The sequence below is a fragment of the Formosa algae genome (assembly GCF_001439665.1).
GTDB classification, from domain to species: Bacteria; Bacteroidota; Bacteroidia; order Flavobacteriales; family Flavobacteriaceae; genus Formosa; species Formosa algae.
On sequence record NZ_LMAK01000019.1, the window covers coordinates 1 to 17,392 of the forward strand.

The window sequence follows — 17,392 nt, forward strand, 5'->3', positions numbered from 1 at the left end:
CCCGCCGTATTATATCCAGTAAATAAAGACATGCGAGTGTTTAAAGAAGAGCAGTTTGGTCCAGTAATACCAGTGTTACCATTTAAAGATATTCAAGAGCCATTGCATGATATGGCCGAGTCTAATTACGGGCAACAAGTGAGTGTGTTTGGGCAAAATGTAAAAACTTTAGCACCTTTAATAGACACTTTAGTCAATTTAGTATGTCGAGTTAATTTAAATAGTTCTTGTCAGCGTGGACCAGATGTATACCCTTTTACAGGTAGAAAAGATTCTGCTGTGGGTACGTTAAGTGTTCATGATGCGTTAAGATCCTTTTCGATTAGAACTTTTGTAGCCTCAAAGGATAATGATTATAACAATGCGATATTAAATGAATTGCTTGATACCAAGGCATCTAATTTTATAAGCACAGATTATATTTTATAAAAATTTAATAAAAAGTTAATTGATATATTGAATTAATTTGTACATTTGATTTATGATTCTAATTAAAAATAATATACGTCCATCTAGTCCCGCAATTGCATTGCGCCGACGCCGCAGTGCACACTAATCTTCTAGAGTTGTTCACCTAAATTTCACGTATTTATTTTTTTATTTTGATTACATCACTTTATACATTTTACACACAACATATAGTTATTTTAAACAATAACCATACTATGTTACGCCCTATTTTATTGCGCCGCCCGTTAGGGTGTTTTATATTTTAGGAACTTTTAGGTGTGTCCAGTTCTACTTCTAGAAATCAATACTTTTTAACTTTTTAATTTTTAAAATCAAAACAATGGAAATTGTTATTGCAGACAAGTCGCATACAGTTTATGCAGAAATTATTTGTGATACTATAGCAGATTCTGCTAGAGTAAGAGGTACCGGGATCGCTAAAAGAACACCCGAGTATGTCATTGCAAGAATAGTAAATGGAAACGCAGTTATCGCTTTAGAAGACGGTAAATTTGCTGGCTTCTGCTATATAGAAGCTTGGGGGCACGGTAAATTTGTTGCTAACTCAGGCTTAATTGTACATCCAGATTTTAGAAATAGAGGGTTAGCAAAGCAAATCAAACATAAAATTTTCAATCATTCGATTACAAAGTATCCTAAAGCTAAGGTTTTTAGTATTACAACTGGGCTACCTGTAATGAAAATGAATTCAGATTTAGGATATAAACCTGTAACATTTTCAGAGTTAACAGACGATCAAACGTTTTGGAAAGGCTGCCAAACCTGTAAGAATTATGACGTTTTACAACGTACAGAACAAAAAATGTGTTTATGTACTGGGATGTTATACGATCCAGATAAGCAACCTCCAAAAGATCAAAAACCTGTAAAATCAAAAGTATTTAATCGATTAAAAAGCATCAAGGAACATTTGTTTCTAAAAAAATAATTTAAAATGAAAAAATTAGTCATAGCATATAGCGGTGGGTTGGACACGTCTTATTGTGCAGTAAGTTTATCAAAAGAATACGACGTTCATGCAGTAAGTGTAAACACTGGAGGATTTACAAAAGAAGAAATTAAAAATATAGAATCTAATGCCTATAAAATGGGCGTGTCTACATATGTAAATATAGATGCTGTAGCCACATTTTATAATAAAGTGGTGAAATATTTAATTTTTGGTAACGTATTAAAAAATAACACATATCCGCTTTCTGTAAGTGCAGAGCGTATTATTCAGGCTATTGAAATTGTAGAATATGCAAAAAGTATAGGCGCAAAATATATTGCACACGGAAGTACAGGAGCAGGAAACGATCAAGTGCGTTTCGATATGATTTTTCAAACCCTTGCTCCAGAAATTGAAATTATTACCCCTATTAGAGATCAAAAATTAGCAAGACAAACAGAAATCGATTACTTAAAAGAAAATGGTATCGATATGTCTTGGGAAAAATCAAGATATTCTGTGAATAAAGGATTATGGGGAACAAGTGTTGGCGGTGAAGAGACATTAACTTCAGAAAAACCATTACCTAGTGAAGCGTATCCATCTCAGTTAGAAAAAACAGACGAGCAAAAAGTAACCTTAACATTTAATAAAGGTGAATTTGTTGCTCTTAATGGAACAGAAGCTGCCCCAGAAAAAAATATTGAAGCCTTAAATGAAATAGCTTCAAAATATGCCATTGGAAGAGATATTCATGTTGGAGATACTATTGTTGGAATTAAAGGGCGTGTTGGTTTTGAAGCTGCAGCGGCTTTAATCATCGTAAAAGCACACCATTTATTAGAAAAACATACGCTTACAAAATGGCAAATGCAACACAAAGATTACTTATCTAGTTTTTATGGTATGCATTTACACGAAGGTCAGTTTTTAGATCCTGTAATGCGCGACATGGAAGCCTTTTTATCAAGTAGTCAAGAAAACGTAACAGGAGATGTTGTGGTGAGTTTAAAACCATATCACTTCTCTCTAGATGGCATTGTGTCTAAACACGATTTAATGAGTTCTACGTTTGCTAGCTATGGTGAAGAGAATAAAGGATGGACTGCAGATGACGCCAAAGGATTCATAAAAATACTTGGGAATCAAAACAAGATTTACCAACTCGTAAATAACAAGTCATGATACAAGCAGGAATTGTAGGAGGAGCAGGATATACTGCAGGAGAACTGATTAGAATACTAATGTATCATCCACAAGTACAAATCGATTTTATCTTTAGTACTTCTAATGCCGGAAATCCGGTGAGTAAAGTGCACCAAGATTTAATTGGATCTACAGATTTACAATTTACAGATACTATTAATTCAGATGTAGATGTTTTGTTTTTATGTTTAGGACATGGAAATTCTACAGCATTTTTAGAGAAAAATAGTTTTTCTGATACCACTAAAATCATCGACTTAAGTAATGATTTTAGATTAGAAGCCGATGCTAATTTTAATGGTATGGAATTCATTTACGGACTTCCAGAACTTAATAAAGACGCTATTGTAAAAGCTAATTATTTAGCAAATCCTGGATGTTTTGCTACGGCCATTCAATTAGCATTATTACCATTAGCTTCAGACGGAAAATTTAATAACGATATTCATATCAACGCGGTAACTGGAGCTACAGGAGCAGGAACCTCATTATCTGCTACCACACATTTTACATGGAGAGATAATAATTTTTCATATTACAAGCCATTTACGCATCAGCATTTAGGAGAAATTAATCAATCGGTAAAGCAATTACAAAACGATTTTAATTCAGAAATTATTTTTATGCCGAATCGCGGCGATTTTTCACGAGGTATATTTGCCACGGCTTATACTAAATATGAAGGCACTTTAGAAGACGCCAAAGCACTATATAAATCCTTTTACAAGGATGCTAAATTTACGGTGGTTTCAGATGAAGATATTCATTTAAAACAAGTGGTAAATACTAATAAATGCATACTTCATTTACATAAACACAACGATAAATTATTAGTCACTAGTGTTATCGATAATTTATTAAAAGGCGCTTCAGGTCAAGCGGTTCAAAACATGAATTTAATGTTTGGATTTGAAGAAACTGAAGGTGTACAACTAAAAGCTACTTACTTTTAATCCATTCGACTTATGAAAATTGCTATCATTGGAACAGGAAATTTAGGATATTCTATCGCAAAAGGTTTAATTATCGATAATGCGTTTACTACTCTATATTTAACCAAAAGAAATTTAGAATCATTAGAAGAGTTTAATGGTTATAAAAATGTAACTATAACAAGTGATAATATTGAAGCGGTTCAGAAATCTGATATTTTAATTTTTGCAGTACAACCTGCTCATTTTGAAAAGGTATTGGAAGAAATTGCATCGCATTTAACAGAGAAACACGTTTTAATATCTACCATTACCGGATTTTTAATTCCTAGAATAGAAAGTCTTGTAGGTGATAATCAATTCATTATTCGTGCAATGCCTAATACGGCTATAGCTGTGGGTAAATCAATGACTTGTATTTGTAGTAATACACAAGGTACTAAACGAGTAAAAATAGCAGAAGCCATATTTAATCGTTTGGGGCATACTTTAATTATTCCTGAAAGTCAGATGCAAGCCGCAACTGTAGTTTGTGCAAGTGGTGTTGCGTTCTGGATGCGATTAATTCGTGCCACAACTCAAGCTGCTATTCAATTAGGTTTTGATGCCGAAGAAGCACAAGAATTATCTATGCATACCTGCGAAGGTGCAGCAAGTTTACTAATACAGACAGGCAATCATCCCGAAGAAGAAATAGATAAAGTAACCACTCCAAAAGGATGTACTATAGAAGGATTAAACGAAATGGAACACAAAGGTTTGAGTTCGTCTTTAATACAAGGTATGGTCGCGTCTTACAATAAAATTAGCAACATTAAAAAAGAGCAAATATGAGTTTGTTTCCTGTATATCCGCTTTACGATATTACTCCCGTAAAAGCGAAAGATGTTTTTGTTTACGATAACAAAGATGTAAAGTATTTAGATCTTTATGGTGGACATGCTGTAATTTCAATTGGACATGCGCATCCTACTTATGTAGATCGTATTACCAGTCAATTACATCAAATTGCTTTTTATAGTAACGCCATTCAGAATCCGTTACAAGAACAATTGGCGACAGATTTAGCAGAATTTTCTGGTTGTAAAGACTACCAATTATTTTTATGTAATTCTGGGGCAGAAGCGAACGAAAACGCATTAAAATTAGCGTCTTTCCATAACGGAAAATCTAAAATTATAGCCTTTAAAAATAGTTTTCACGGACGTACTTCTGCGGCTGTAGCAGCTACCGATAACCCTAAAATAGTGGCGCCTTTAAACGCACAACAAGAGGTAGAATTTTTTGAACTTGGCGATTTAGAAGGGGTAGAACAAGCGTTAAAAAATAACGATGTTTGTGCTGTAATTATCGAGTTTATACAAGGTGTTGGCGGTTTAGATGAAAGTACAACCGAATTTTACCAAGGTCTTGAAAAATTATGTAAAGCAAACAATACCTGTTTCATTGCAGACGAGGTGCAGTCTGGTTTTGGAAGAACAGGAGATTTCTTTGCATTCCAAAAACATAATATTACACCAGATGTTATTTCTTTAGCAAAAGGAATGGGGAATGGTTTTCCAATTGGTGGAATTTTAATTCATCCAGATATTAAAGGATCGTTTGGATTATTAGGAACCACGTTTGGCGGAAACCATTTAGCTTGTGCAGCATCTTTAGCTGTTTTAGATGTCCTTAAAACAGAAAATTTATTAGCACACACTAAAGAAATTTCAGCTTATTTTATTGAAAAAGCAGAACAATTTCCACAAATTAAAACCATTAAAGGTCGAGGTTTAATGCTAGGTTTAGAATTCGATTTTCCGATTTCAGACCTTAGAAAAAAACTTATTTTCGACCATCACATATTTACAGGAAGTGCCAAAAATCCAAATTTATTAAGAATACTTCCGCCATTAACGATTCAAAAAGCACATTTAGATATCTTTTTTGAAGCCTTAAAATCAGAATTAACATAGCATGAAAAAATACACGCAAATTTCAGATATTTCAAATCTTTCAGAAACCATTAAAGAAGCGATTCTTTTAAAAATGAATCCTTACGAACATCAACATTTAGGTAAAAATAAAACCTTAGTGATGTTGTTCTTTAATTCGAGTTTACGGACCCGGTTAAGCACAGAAAAGGCTGCGAAAAATTTAGGAATGGACGTTATGAGTTTAAACGTTAACGATGCGTGGAATTTAGAGTTTGAAGATGGTACCGTTATGGATGCTAGTACTTCAGAGCATGTAAAAGAAGCTGCTAAAGTAATTTCTCAATATGCAGATATTATTGCTGTACGTGCTTTTCCGAGTTTAAAAGACAGGGAAAAAGATGCTACAGAAATGGTAATTAAAAGTTTTGAAAAGTACGCAACGGTGCCTATTGTAAATATGGAAAGTGCCACGGCACACCCTTTACAAGCCTTGGCAGATGCTATTACAATTTCAGAATTATCTGAGAAATCACGACCAAAGGTGGTAATGTCTTGGGCGCCACATCCTAGAGCTTTGCCTCAGGCTGTGCCTAATTCTTTTGTTGAGATGATGCAGAAAATGGATGTCGATTTAACCATTACACACCCAGAAGGGTATGAGCTTAATCCGGAAATCACAAAAGATACTCCTATTAATTATAATCAGGACGAGGCCTTAAAAGATGCCGATTTTGTATATGCCAAAAACTGGAGTAGTTATACCGATTATGGAAATGTTATAAGTCGTGATAGAACGTGGATGATTACCAAAGAAAAACTTGGTCACGCTAAATTTATGCACTGTTTACCTGTAAGACGAAATGTTATTGTAGAAGATGCCGTATTAGATAGCGATCAATCTATCGTGATGCAAGAAGCGAATAACAGAACGTATGCCGCACAGATAGTTATGAAAGGAATACTAGAAAACTTGTAATATGGAAACATTAAAAGTTATAAAAATTGGGGGAAATATTATTGATGATGATAGTGCGTTATCCCATTTTCTAGAACAATTCGCAACCATTCAAGGTCCTAAATTATTAGTGCACGGCGGCGGGAAATTAGCTACTAAAATGGCTAAATCCATGAATATTGAAGTACAAATGGTAGATGGAAGACGCATTACAGATGCCGATACTCTTGATATTATTACTATGGTTTATGGCGGAAAAATCAATAAAAATATAATTGCGCAATTACAAGCTAATCATTGTAATAGTGTTGGATTTACCGGTGCAGATGGAAACGTAATTGTTTCAGAAAAACGTCCTGTAAAAACGATAGATTACGGATTTGTTGGCGATGTAAAACAAGTAAATACTAAAGTGCCTAAAGTACTATTAGAAAACGGTATTACGCCCGTGTTTTGCGCGATAACTCATGATGAAAATGGACAGTTATTAAATACAAATGCAGATACGGTAACTTCTGAACTGGCTATAGGCTTTGCAGATTTGTATCAAGTCGAGTTGTATTACTGTTTCGAAAAAGACGGGGTATTATTAGATGTGGACGATCCGAATTCTGTAATCGAAGATATCAATACCAAAAATTATGAGACTTTAAAAGCAGACGGCGTCATTACAGACGGCATGCTTCCCAAGTTAGATAACTGTTTTCATGCCATTTCTAATCATGTTTATAAAGTGTGTTTAGGGAAACCAGACATGCTATTTAATCAGAATTCAAAACATACAACCATTCAAGCCTAATGACAACACAACAATTAACTGAAGAGGCCATATTATTACTTAAGAATTTGATTGAAACCCAATCATTTTCTTCAGAAGAAGATAAAACAGCACAGCTTATAGAAGCTTGGTTTATACAGAAAAATATTCCATATACTAGAACCAAAAATAACGTTTGGGCTACAAATGCCGATTTTACAGAAGGCAAACCAACACTACTCCTAAACTCACATCACGATACTGTAAAACCCAATAATGGATATACAAAAGATCCGTTAAAAGCAATCGTAGAAGATGGTAAATTATATGGTTTAGGAAGTAATGATGCTGGAGGTTGTTTGGTGTCTTTAATAGCAACGTTTACTTATTTTTATAATAAACCAAACTTAAAATACAACTTGGTTTTAGTTGCATCTGCAGAAGAAGAAAGCAGTGGACCAAATGGTTTAAACAGTATGTTGTCTATAATTCCAAAAATTGATGTCGCTATTGTTGGCGAACCTACATTAATGAATTTGGCCATTGCAGAAAAAGGATTGGTTGTGTTTGATGCTAAAGTAAAAGGAACACCGAGCCATGCGGCACATCCAAACAATGATAATGCGATTTATAATACCATTGAAGTTCTAAATTGGTTTAAAGATTATAAGTTTGACAGACCATCAGAATCTTTAGGAGATGTTAAAATGACGGTCTCTCAGATTTCTGCAGGAAAACAACATAATGCCATTCCAGCGGAAGTCGAATTAGTCATTGATGTACGTGTAAACGATAAATATACCAATGCAGAAATTAACGATATTTTAGTGAAGGAAGCGCCGTGTACAGAAATTGTGGCACGTAGTTTACGTTTAAATTCATCGTCTATTCCTAAAGACCACGAATTGGTTAAAGCTGGTATTGAAATTGGACGTACCACTTATGGGTCGCCAACCTTATCAGATCAATCTGTTTTAAGCTGCTCGTCTCTTAAATTAGGACCAGGAGATAGTACACGATCACATTCTGCAGATGAGTTTATTTATTTAAATGAAATAGAAGAAGGGATTAAAATTTACATCCAATTATTAGAAAAAATACTATAATTATTTAAGCTGATAACTTTCAGTTTAAACTATAAAAATCTTACTTATGAAACTTTGGGACAAAGGGCTTTCAATAGATAAAAAAATTGAGCAATTTACTGTGGGAAACGACAGAGAAATTGATATTCATATTGCGAAGTATGATGTGATTGCTTCTAAAGCACACGCTAAAATGTTAGAGAGCATTAATATTATTACTGCTGAAGAATTGAAACAATTATTAGGTGGTTTAGATGTATTAGAATCTCAGATAGAAGAGGGTACGTTTGTTATTGAAGAAGATTTTGAAGATGTGCATTCAAAAATAGAATTCGAATTAACGAAAACTTTAGGCGATGTTGGAAAGAAAATACATACTGCACGTTCTAGAAATGATCAAGTTTTAGTGGCGCTTCAATTGTATTTTAAAGCAGAGTTAAAAACAATTCAGGAAAAAACTAAAACGTTTTTCGATACACTAATTGGTTTAGCAGACACGCATAAAGATTCTTTATTACCTGGCTATACGCATTTACAAGTCGCTATGCCGTCGTCTTTTGGGGTTTGGTTTTCTGCCTATGCAGAATTATTAATTGATGATGTGTATATGCTACAAGCGGCTCAAAAGGTAGCCGATCAAAATCCTTTAGGTTCTGCTGCAGGTTATGGAAGTTCATTTCCGATAGATCGTGAATTAACCACAAAAGAAATGGGGTTTTCAACCTTAAAATATAACGTGGTTGCTGCACAAATGAGTCGAGGTAAAAGTGAACGTACTATTGCTGCTTCACTAGGAAGCTTGGCAAATACACTATCGCGTTTTGCTATGGATATTTGCTTGTATAACAGTCAGAATTTTGGTTTTATAGCCTTTCCAGATGAGTTAACTACAGGAAGTAGTATTATGCCACACAAGAAGAATCCGGATGTATTTGAATTGATTCGAGGAAAATGTAATAAAATCCAAGCGCTACAAACAGAGATGGTTTTAATTACGAATAATTTACCTAGCGGATACCATCGCGACTATCAACTATTAAAAGAGAATATGATTCAGGCTCTTGAAGACACGAAAGATATTCTAGATATTTTTAATTTTTCTATCGCGCAAGTAAAAGTGAAAGATATCGATTTACACGACGATAAATATAAGTTCTTATTTACTGTAGATAATATAAATACTTTAGTGGTAGAAGGCATGTCGTTTAGAGATGCGTATAAAAAGATTGGTGGCGAAGTAGAAGCAGGTACATATGTACCAGACGATTCTAAAAAACATACCCATTTAGGAAGTATTCACAATTTAGGATTAGATAAAATAAGTGAAAAGTTTCCGAAAATTTAGAGAAGCATATCGCAACAAAAAAGCGTCTTAGTTTAATTACTAAGACGCTTTTTTATTTTATACTATATTGAAATTTAGATAATAGTAGATTGGCCTAAGTGAATGTTCGAAAAGTTATGATTCGAATCTTTAGGATTACTAATAAAATCTGCAATAAAATCACCAACCTTAGTGGTCGTAATATTATCGTATTTCGTGTTTAAATCTGGTGTTGTAATATGAAGCGCTAAAGATTTGTCTACAGCTGTTCTAATTAAATCTGCTTCATCGTTTAAATCAAAATGTTCTAATAACATAGCTGCAGATAAAATGGAAGCAATTGGATTTGCAATACCTTTGTTTGTTGCTTGTGGATATGATCCGTGAATAGGTTCAAACATAGCATATTTGTCTCCTACAGAAGCCGAAGCTAATAAACCTATAGATCCTCCAATAACACTAGCTTCGTCGCTTATAATGTCTCCAAACATGTTTTCTGTTAAAATAACGTCAAACTGTTTTGGGTTTAAAATCATTTGCATTGCAGCGTTATCAATAAATAAGAAATCTAATTCTACATCTTTATAACTTTTAGAAATCTCGGTAACCACTTTACGCCATAAACGCGATGTTTCTAAGACGTTTGCTTTATCAATTAAAGTCAGTTTTTTTCGTCTAGCTTGAGCAGCTTTAAAGGCCAAATGTGCTAAACGTTCAATCTCTACACGAGAATACTCACATAAATCTGAAGCAGAATTACCATCAGCACTTGTTTCTTTTTTTCCAAAGTAAATACCTCCAGTAAGCTCGCGGTAAATACTAATATCTGTCCCTTTAATAATATCCTTTTTTAAAGGCGATTTACTTAAAAGTGCATCGTATGCTTTTACTGGTCTTATGTTAGCAAATAACCCTAGGGCTTTTCTTAGCGCAAGTAATCCTTGTTCAGGACGTACTTTTGCAGAAGGATCATTATCATATTTAGGGTCTCCGATAGCACCAAATAGTAAAGCATCACTATTTTGACAAAGCTCTAGCGTAGCATCTGGTAAAGGGTTTCCTGTTTCATCTATGGCAATAGCACCAACAGGAGCGTATTTAAAATTAAATGAATGGTTATATTCTAAAGCTATCGCTTTAAGTACTTTTATGGATTGTGCAGTGACTTCTGGTCCGATTCCGTCTCCTGCTAATACTGCTATATTTAGTTTCATAAGAATTATGTTTTAGTAGCCCTTATAATTAGCGCCACTAATTTATAATGGTTATAGGGCTATATGTTTTCGTTCTTAGTTTCAAAAGCTAAGATCTCTTCTTTTTTGCTTAATAAATAATCAATGTCATCATAACCATTTATTAGACACGTTTTCTTGTACGGATCGATGTCGAATTGTTCAGAAAAATCAGTGCCTTGAATAGAAATGATTTGAGTCTCTAAATTTACACTAATTATTGTTTCTGGGTCACTTGTAATGTTATTAAATAATACTTTTAAGAATTCTGGTGACACCTGTATTGGTAAAATTCCATTATTAAGTGCATTTCCTTTAAAAATATCGGCAAAGAAACTAGAAACGACAACTTTAAAACCGTAATCGGCAATTGCCCATGCCGCATGCTCGCGACTAGAACCGCAACCAAAATTATCTCCAGCGACTAGAATACTTCCCATATAAGTAGTATCGTTTAAAGGGAACTCTTCGTTAATATCTCCGTTTTTATTATATCTCCAATCTCTAAATACATTATCTCCAAAACCTTTTCTATCTGTTGCTTTTAAGAAACGAGCAGGAATGATTTGATCTGTATCTATATTTTCTATGTCTAATGGAATGGCTCTAGACTGTAATGTTATAAACTTTTCCATTTAGTTTAATTGTTTTGTAATGTCAATAATTTTTCCTTCTACCGCTGTTGCCGCTGCAACTAACGGACTTGCTAAAATGGTTCTAGCACCTTGGCCTTGTCTACCTTCAAAGTTTCTGTTAGATGTAGATACGCAATATTCGTTTTGCGGAATCTTATCATCATTCATGGCTAAACAAGCAGAACATCCTGGTTGGCGCAGTTCGAAACCAGCAGCTGTAAAGATGTCTTTAAGGCCTTCTTCAATAATTTGTGTTTCCACCAATTTACTTCCAGGAACTAACCAAGCAGTAACGTTAGGTGCTTTTTGTTTGCCTTTGATGTATTGAGCAGCTACTCTAAAATCTTCAATTCTAGAGTTGGTACAGCTACCAATAAAGACAAAATTAATTGGTTTGTTTATAAGAGATTCACCTTTTTTGAAATCCATATATTTCAATGATTTTTCAAAAGAAGCATCATCAAGGGTAGGGATGTTTTCTGTTACTTTTATTCCCATACCAGGGTTAGTTCCGTAGGTAACCATAGGTTCTATATCTTCTGCATCGAAAAAATATTCTTTATCGAACTTGGCACCATTATCTGTTGGTAATGTTTTCCAGTAGGCTACTTTTTGTTTGAAATCTTCTCCTTTCGGTGCGAATTCACGACCTTCAACATAATCGAAAGTGGTTTGATCTGGCGCTATCATTCCGCCACGGGCCCCCATTTCAATACTCATATTACAAACCGTCATACGGCCTTCCATACTCATGTTTTCAAACACATCTCCGGCGTATTCACAGAAATAGCCTGTACCTGCATTGGTTCCTAATTTTGAGATGACATATAAAATAACATCTTTAGGAAGCACTCCATTTTTTAATTTACCATTTACAGAAACGCGTAAACTTTTAGGTTTAGTTAAAAGTAAACATTGACTAGCAAAAACTTGAGCAACCTGACTGGTTCCGATTCCAAAAGCAATGGTTCCAAATGCACCATGCGTAGATGTATGACTGTCTCCACACACGATTGTCATTCCAGGTTGTGTGATACCTAATTCGGGTGACATAACGTGCACTATACCATTGTATTTATGACCTAATTCAAAAAGTGTGATTCCGTTTTCGGTACAGTTCTTTGATAGTTGCTCAAGCTGATGTCTAGATAACGTATCTTGTATTGGTAAATGTTGATTTGTTGTTGGCGTATTATGATCTGCCGTTGCCACAATCTGGTTGGGTCTAAATACAGGAATATCTCTGTCTTTTAACTCGTTAAAAGCTTGCGGGCTTGTTACTTCGTGTATTAAATGCTTATCGATGTACAAAATCTGTGGTCCATTTTCTATGGCGTCCACAACGTGTGCATCCCAAACTTTATCAAATAATGTTTTTTTCATTTCATGTTATTTTTGCTATCTCAAAAGTAATTAAGACATAGACTTTACGCTTATTTTAAGCTGAAATAATTTCTTTATGTATACTACTAGATTTAATAATTTTGTGAATGTCTGAATCATCAACTTCTTTCTTAATATCTGCAAAGTCTAAGAAGCTAGCATACACTACATCTAATTGTAATTTTGTTAATTCGTAGCCTACGTTTTTGGCCCTGTATGCTAAAGCTGCTCTACCGCTTCTTGCTGTTAACACAATAGCAGATTCTGTAACTCCAACATCTTTAGGGTCTATAATTTCGTAAGTTTCACGATTTTTAATTACACCATCTTGATGTATTCCAGAACTGTGAGCAAAAGCATTTGCACCAACAATGGCTTTGTTTGGTTGCGTGTAAATACCCATGTGTTCTGAAACCATTTGGCTTGTACTATATAATAAAGATGTATTTATATTTGTATCTAAATTTAATGTAGGGTGCTGCTTTAAAATCATAACAACTTCTTCTAAAGCTGTGTTTCCAGCACGTTCTCCAATACCATTAATAGTACACTCAATTTGTCTTGCACCGTTAATAACACCTTCAATAGAATTTGCAGTTGCTAATCCTAAATCGTTATGACAGTGACAAGATAAAATGGCTTTTTCAATACCTTTTACATTCTCTTTCAAGTACTTTATTTTAGCACCATATTCATTAGGTAAACAGTATCCTGTTGTATCTGGAATGTTTAAAACCGTTGCTCCGGCTGCAATAACAGCTTCGCAAACTCTTGCTAAATAATCGTTATCTGTACGTCCTGCATCTTCTGCATAAAACTCTACATCTTCAGTAAATGTTTTAGCATAACGAACCGCTCTTACAGCACGTTCGATGATGGCATCGCGATTGGAATTAAATTTAAATTTTATATGAGAATCTGATGTTCCAATCCCTGTATGAATTCTTGATTTTTTTGCAAAACGCAAAGCTTCACCAGCAACTTTAATATCATTTTCTACAGATCTTGTTAGACCACAAACAGTAGCATTCTTTACGATTTTTGAAATGGCTTCAACCGAAGCGAAATCTCCAGGACTTGACACAGGAAATCCTGCTTCGATAACGTCAACTCCTAGTAGATCAAGTCTTTCAGCAATAATTAGTTTTTGCTCTTTGTTTAACTTGCAACCTGGGACTTGTTCGCCATCGCGTAACGTTGTGTCAAATATTTGAATGTTAGAATGTGACATTTATATGAATTTATTTTCTTATTGTTCTACGAATTTATATTTTGCTTTTGTGAAAGCAATACCTCATTGTTGTACTTTTACGATGTTTAAAAGTATTTAAACATGATTAAATATCTGTAAATCAGAATTTTATAACACTTTTTATTTGATGATAAAAGACCAAAAAGATAATTTGTTTTTGTTAGTAAAGTCATTAACCAAGTCTGAAAAACGACAGTTTAAACTGTATGTGGGGAGATTAGGGGTTAATAACGATTCTAAATTTTTAAATTTATTTAATATTTTAGACAAATTAGCTAGTTATGACGAAGAATTTATTTTAAAAAACGGAGACGTTAAGAAGCAGCAATTAGCAAATGTTAAGGCGCACTTGTATAAACAAATTTTAATTAGTTTAAAATTAAACCCTTCACATCAAAACATTAGGTCGCAAGTAAGAGAACAGTTAGATTTTGCTTCCATTTTATACCACAAAGGTTTGTACAAACAAAGCTTGAAGATTTTAGATAAATCTAAAGAATTGGCCATACAAAGCGAAGAAAAAAATTTAGCTTACGAAATTGTAGAGTTCGAAAAATTAATCGAATCGCAATATATTACCCGTAGTATTGGCGGTCGTGCAGACGAGCTTACAATTCAGGCCAAAGAATTAAGTGCTTTAAATGTTATAGCGAGTAAACTTTCTAATTTATCCTTACAGTTATATGGCATTTTTCTTAAAACGGGATACGTTAAAAACGAAGAAGAAGGACAACAAGTTGCAGAGTATTTTAATAACAGATTGCCTAAATACAACATTAAAAAACTAGGCTTTAGGGAAAAATTATGGTTGTACAATGCCTATTTATGGTACAGTTTTTTAACACAAGATTTTAAGAATTGTTACCGTTATGCTTCTAAATGGGTGGACTTGTTTTATGAAAACCCAACCATGATTAATTTAAATCCAGTGTTCTTTTTAAAAGGAAAAAACTACTTGCTAGAAGCACTATTTTTTGTGAGAAGCAAAAATAAATTTGAAGAAGCTTTATTGCGATTAGAAACCATTGTGAATGATAAAAAGTTCTTAAGAGATGAAAATGTAGAGTCTTTAGCATTTCTGTATTACAACCTTAATAAAGTGAATTTACATTTTATAGATGGCTCTTTTGAGGACGGTTTGAGTTTAATTCCAAAAATAGAAAACGACCTTAAAAAATTCACAAATAGAATAGACGAACACCATACCATGATTTTCTATTACAAATTCGCAAGTATGTATTTTGGTGCTGGAGATAATAAACAATGTATCGCGTATTTAGATAAAATTATTTCAAATAAAAGTTTGTCTATGCGCGAAGATTTATTGTGTTTCTCTAGAGTGTTAAATTTGGTTGCACATTATGAAGCAGGATTAGATTACCATATCGATACTTTATTGCGTAGTACCTATAAGTTTTTGATTAAAATGAATGATTTACACGAGGTACAAAAAGAAATGATAAAGTTTATAAAAGGCTTACAAGATGTATATCCGCAAGACATTAAGCAAGCTTTTATAAGGTTAAGAGATACTTTAAAAACGTACGAAGATCATCCTTACGAAAAGCGTGCATTCTTGTATTTAGATATTATTTCGTGGTTGGAAAGTAAAATAGAGAATAAGCCTGTAGGACAGATTATTAAGGATAAATATATAGCGAGAAGTCAAGCTTTGTAAAATGTTTTTTTATAAAAATGTCTTAAATAATTTGGAAAATCGACTTTTCTAACTGAATATTTGTGCTCACAAAGTTCAATAACGTATTGAAATGTTATCAAGAAAGGTGGAGGGATTAGACCCGCTGAAACCTTAGCAACCCTTTAACTTATAAAGAAGGTGCTACATTCTACTTAAAAACCGATTCATTTATCGGCGATTTAGATAGATAACTAAAGGAAATTACTTTCAGGGTAATTTGTATTATTTTCTTTTTAACATTTTTCTATTAAGTACGCCTTATAAAAGGGTGCATTTGACTTTTAGTTTTAATTTATTAACTCAAAAAGAAAGAAAAATGAGTACACAAAAATTCGCAACTCAAGCGTTGCATGCAGGACACGATGTTACAAAAAATGGAGGAACACGTGCCGTACCAATTTACCAAACATCATCTTACGTTTTTAACGATTCAGATCATGCTGCAAATTTATTCGCCTTAGCAGAACCAGGTTACATTTATACCCGTTTAAATAATCCAACTAACGATGTATTGGAACAACGTTTAGCGGCTATAGAAGGTGGTATTGCCGCTGTAGTTACGGCTTCTGGAACAGCAGCTATTTCTACTACATTGTTAACACTTTTAAAAGCAGGAGACCATATTGTAGCATCAAGTAGTTTGTATGGGGGGACCTATAATTTATTGGCCGTTACCTTACCAAGACACGGCATTACAACCACGTTTGTAGACCCTTCAGATGCAGCAAATTTTCAGGCTGCAGTTCAAGATAATACACGAGCTGTGTTTATTGAATCTTTAGGAAATCCGAAGTTAGATGTTTTAGATATTGAAGCGATTGCTAATGTATCTAAAGCCAACGATATTCCTTTAATTGTCGATAATACAGTAGCTTCTCCAGCCTTATTAAATCCTATTCAATACGGAGCTAATCTTGTGATTCACTCGCTAACAAAATACATTAACGGAAACGGAACCAGTTTAGGTGGGGTTATTGTGGATGCTGGAACATTTAATTGGGCAAACGGAAAATTCCCTGAATTTACAGAACCATCCGCAGGATATCACGGTTTAATATATAGTGACGTTTTAAAAGAAGCGGCGTTTATTGCTAAAGTTAGAATTGAAGGTTTAAGAGATTATGGTAGTGCGTTAAGTCCGTTTAATGCGTTTCAAATCATTCAAGGTTTAGAAACTTTAGAACTACGTATTAAAAAACACAGTGAAAATGCTTTAGCTCTAGCACAATGGTTAGAGACTCAAGACGAAATTGCTTGGGTAAATTATCCTGGTTTAGAAAGTAGTAAGTATAAAACTTTAGCAGATAAATACCTTCCTAAAGGACAAAGCGGAATGGTTACTTTTGGACATAAAGGTGGTTTTGATGCTGCAAAAATTATAGCCGATAAAACTCAAATATTTTCACTTTTAGCCAATATTGGAGACACTAAATCTTTAATCATTCATCCATCAAGTACAACCCACCAACAGTTAGATGAAGCCGCGCAAGCCGCATCTGGTGTAACGACCGATTTGGTACGTTTGTCTGTTGGAATTGAAGATCTTGAAGATTTGAAATCTGATTTAAAACAAGCCTTTGAAGCTGTTAAAAACGCCTAACAGTTTATAGT

Annotated in this window: 16 protein-coding genes and 1 riboswitch; of the genes, 12 read left to right on the forward strand and 4 right to left on the reverse strand. The window is 33.9% G+C overall.

The genetic code is table 11. The features are described 5' to 3' along the window. The 10 genes from AST99_RS07480 to argH form a co-directional block, all read left to right on the forward strand. On the forward strand, positions 1-429 hold a 429-nt coding region (locus AST99_RS07480), incomplete at its 5' end, for an aldehyde dehydrogenase family protein (protein WP_157486323.1). 361 nt (positions 430-790) lie between these two features. Next, positions 791-1,399, forward strand: coding sequence for a GNAT family N-acetyltransferase (locus AST99_RS07485; protein WP_057780938.1), 609 nt, complete (start codon positions 791-793; stop codon positions 1,397-1,399). A 6-nt stretch (positions 1,400-1,405) separates the two neighbouring features. Next, entirely contained in the window at positions 1,406-2,587 is a 1,182-nt protein-coding gene (locus tag AST99_RS07490) for an argininosuccinate synthase (RefSeq protein WP_057780941.1), read from the forward strand. After that, positions 2,584-3,561, forward strand: a complete 978-nt coding sequence (gene argC, locus AST99_RS07495; RefSeq protein ID WP_057780944.1) for an N-acetyl-gamma-glutamyl-phosphate reductase — start codon at positions 2,584-2,586, stop codon at positions 3,559-3,561. Before AST99_RS07490 ends, argC begins: the two co-directional genes overlap by 4 nt. 12 nt (positions 3,562-3,573) lie before the next feature. Further along, a complete protein-coding gene (gene proC, locus AST99_RS07500; RefSeq protein ID WP_057780947.1) occupies positions 3,574-4,374 on the forward strand; it encodes a pyrroline-5-carboxylate reductase in 801 nt (266 codons plus the stop codon). Then, positions 4,371-5,498, forward strand: coding sequence for an aspartate aminotransferase family protein (locus AST99_RS07505; RefSeq protein WP_057780950.1), 1,128 nt, complete (start codon positions 4,371-4,373; stop codon positions 5,496-5,498). Before proC ends, AST99_RS07505 begins: the two co-directional genes overlap by 4 nt. Before the next feature lies 1 nt (position 5,499). Beyond that, positions 5,500-6,435 carry an N-acetylornithine carbamoyltransferase gene (locus tag AST99_RS07510; protein ID WP_057780954.1) on the forward strand — a complete coding sequence of 312 codons (936 nt, stop codon included), beginning with the start codon at positions 5,500-5,502 and terminating at the stop codon, positions 6,433-6,435. Position 6,436: 1 nt separating this feature from the next. Next, positions 6,437-7,213, forward strand: coding sequence for an acetylglutamate kinase (gene argB, locus AST99_RS07515; protein ID WP_057780957.1), 777 nt, complete (start codon positions 6,437-6,439; stop codon positions 7,211-7,213). Next, on the forward strand, positions 7,213-8,277 hold the full coding sequence (locus tag AST99_RS07520) for a M20 family metallo-hydrolase (protein ID WP_057780964.1): 1,065 nt from the start codon (positions 7,213-7,215) through the stop codon (positions 8,275-8,277). Before argB ends, AST99_RS07520 begins: the two co-directional genes overlap by 1 nt. Before the next feature lie 46 nt (positions 8,278-8,323). Continuing rightward, the gene (argH, locus tag AST99_RS07525) at positions 8,324-9,601 is read left to right on the forward strand and encodes an argininosuccinate lyase (protein ID WP_057780966.1); all 1,278 of its coding nucleotides are present in this window, start codon (positions 8,324-8,326) and stop codon (positions 9,599-9,601) included. 74 nt (positions 9,602-9,675) lie between these two features. On the opposite strand, the gene leuB is transcribed toward argH, so the two are convergent. The 4 genes from leuB to AST99_RS07545 are packed head-to-tail and all read right to left on the reverse strand — an operon-like array spanning position 9,676 to position 14,061. After that, entirely contained in the window at positions 9,676-10,794 is a 1,119-nt protein-coding gene (leuB, locus tag AST99_RS07530) for a 3-isopropylmalate dehydrogenase (protein ID WP_057780968.1), read from the reverse strand. A 59-nt stretch (positions 10,795-10,853) separates the two neighbouring features. Further along, on the reverse strand, positions 10,854-11,447 hold the full coding sequence (leuD, locus tag AST99_RS07535; protein WP_057780971.1) for a 3-isopropylmalate dehydratase small subunit: 594 nt from the start codon (positions 11,445-11,447) through the stop codon (positions 10,854-10,856). After that, the gene (gene leuC, locus AST99_RS07540) at positions 11,448-12,830 is read right to left on the reverse strand and encodes a 3-isopropylmalate dehydratase large subunit (RefSeq protein WP_057780973.1); all 1,383 of its coding nucleotides are present in this window, start codon (positions 12,828-12,830) and stop codon (positions 11,448-11,450) included. A gap of 55 nt (positions 12,831-12,885) precedes the next feature. After that, positions 12,886-14,061: a 2-isopropylmalate synthase gene (locus tag AST99_RS07545; protein ID WP_083495628.1), complete on the reverse strand. Its 1,176-nt coding sequence runs from the start codon at positions 14,059-14,061 to the stop codon at positions 12,886-12,888. A 148-nt stretch (positions 14,062-14,209) separates the two neighbouring features. Between AST99_RS07545 and AST99_RS07550 the strand changes: the two genes are divergently transcribed. Beyond that, complete coding sequence (locus tag AST99_RS07550) at positions 14,210-15,760, forward strand: hypothetical protein (protein WP_057780976.1); 1,551 nt, start codon at positions 14,210-14,212, stop codon at positions 15,758-15,760. 91 nt (positions 15,761-15,851) lie between these two features. Beyond that, positions 15,852-15,975, forward strand: a riboswitch (SAM riboswitch). Between the two features lie 122 nt (positions 15,976-16,097). Beyond that, complete coding sequence (locus tag AST99_RS07555) at positions 16,098-17,381, forward strand: O-acetylhomoserine aminocarboxypropyltransferase/cysteine synthase family protein (protein ID WP_057781263.1); 1,284 nt, start codon at positions 16,098-16,100, stop codon at positions 17,379-17,381. Positions 17,382-17,392 lie beyond the last annotated feature (11 nt).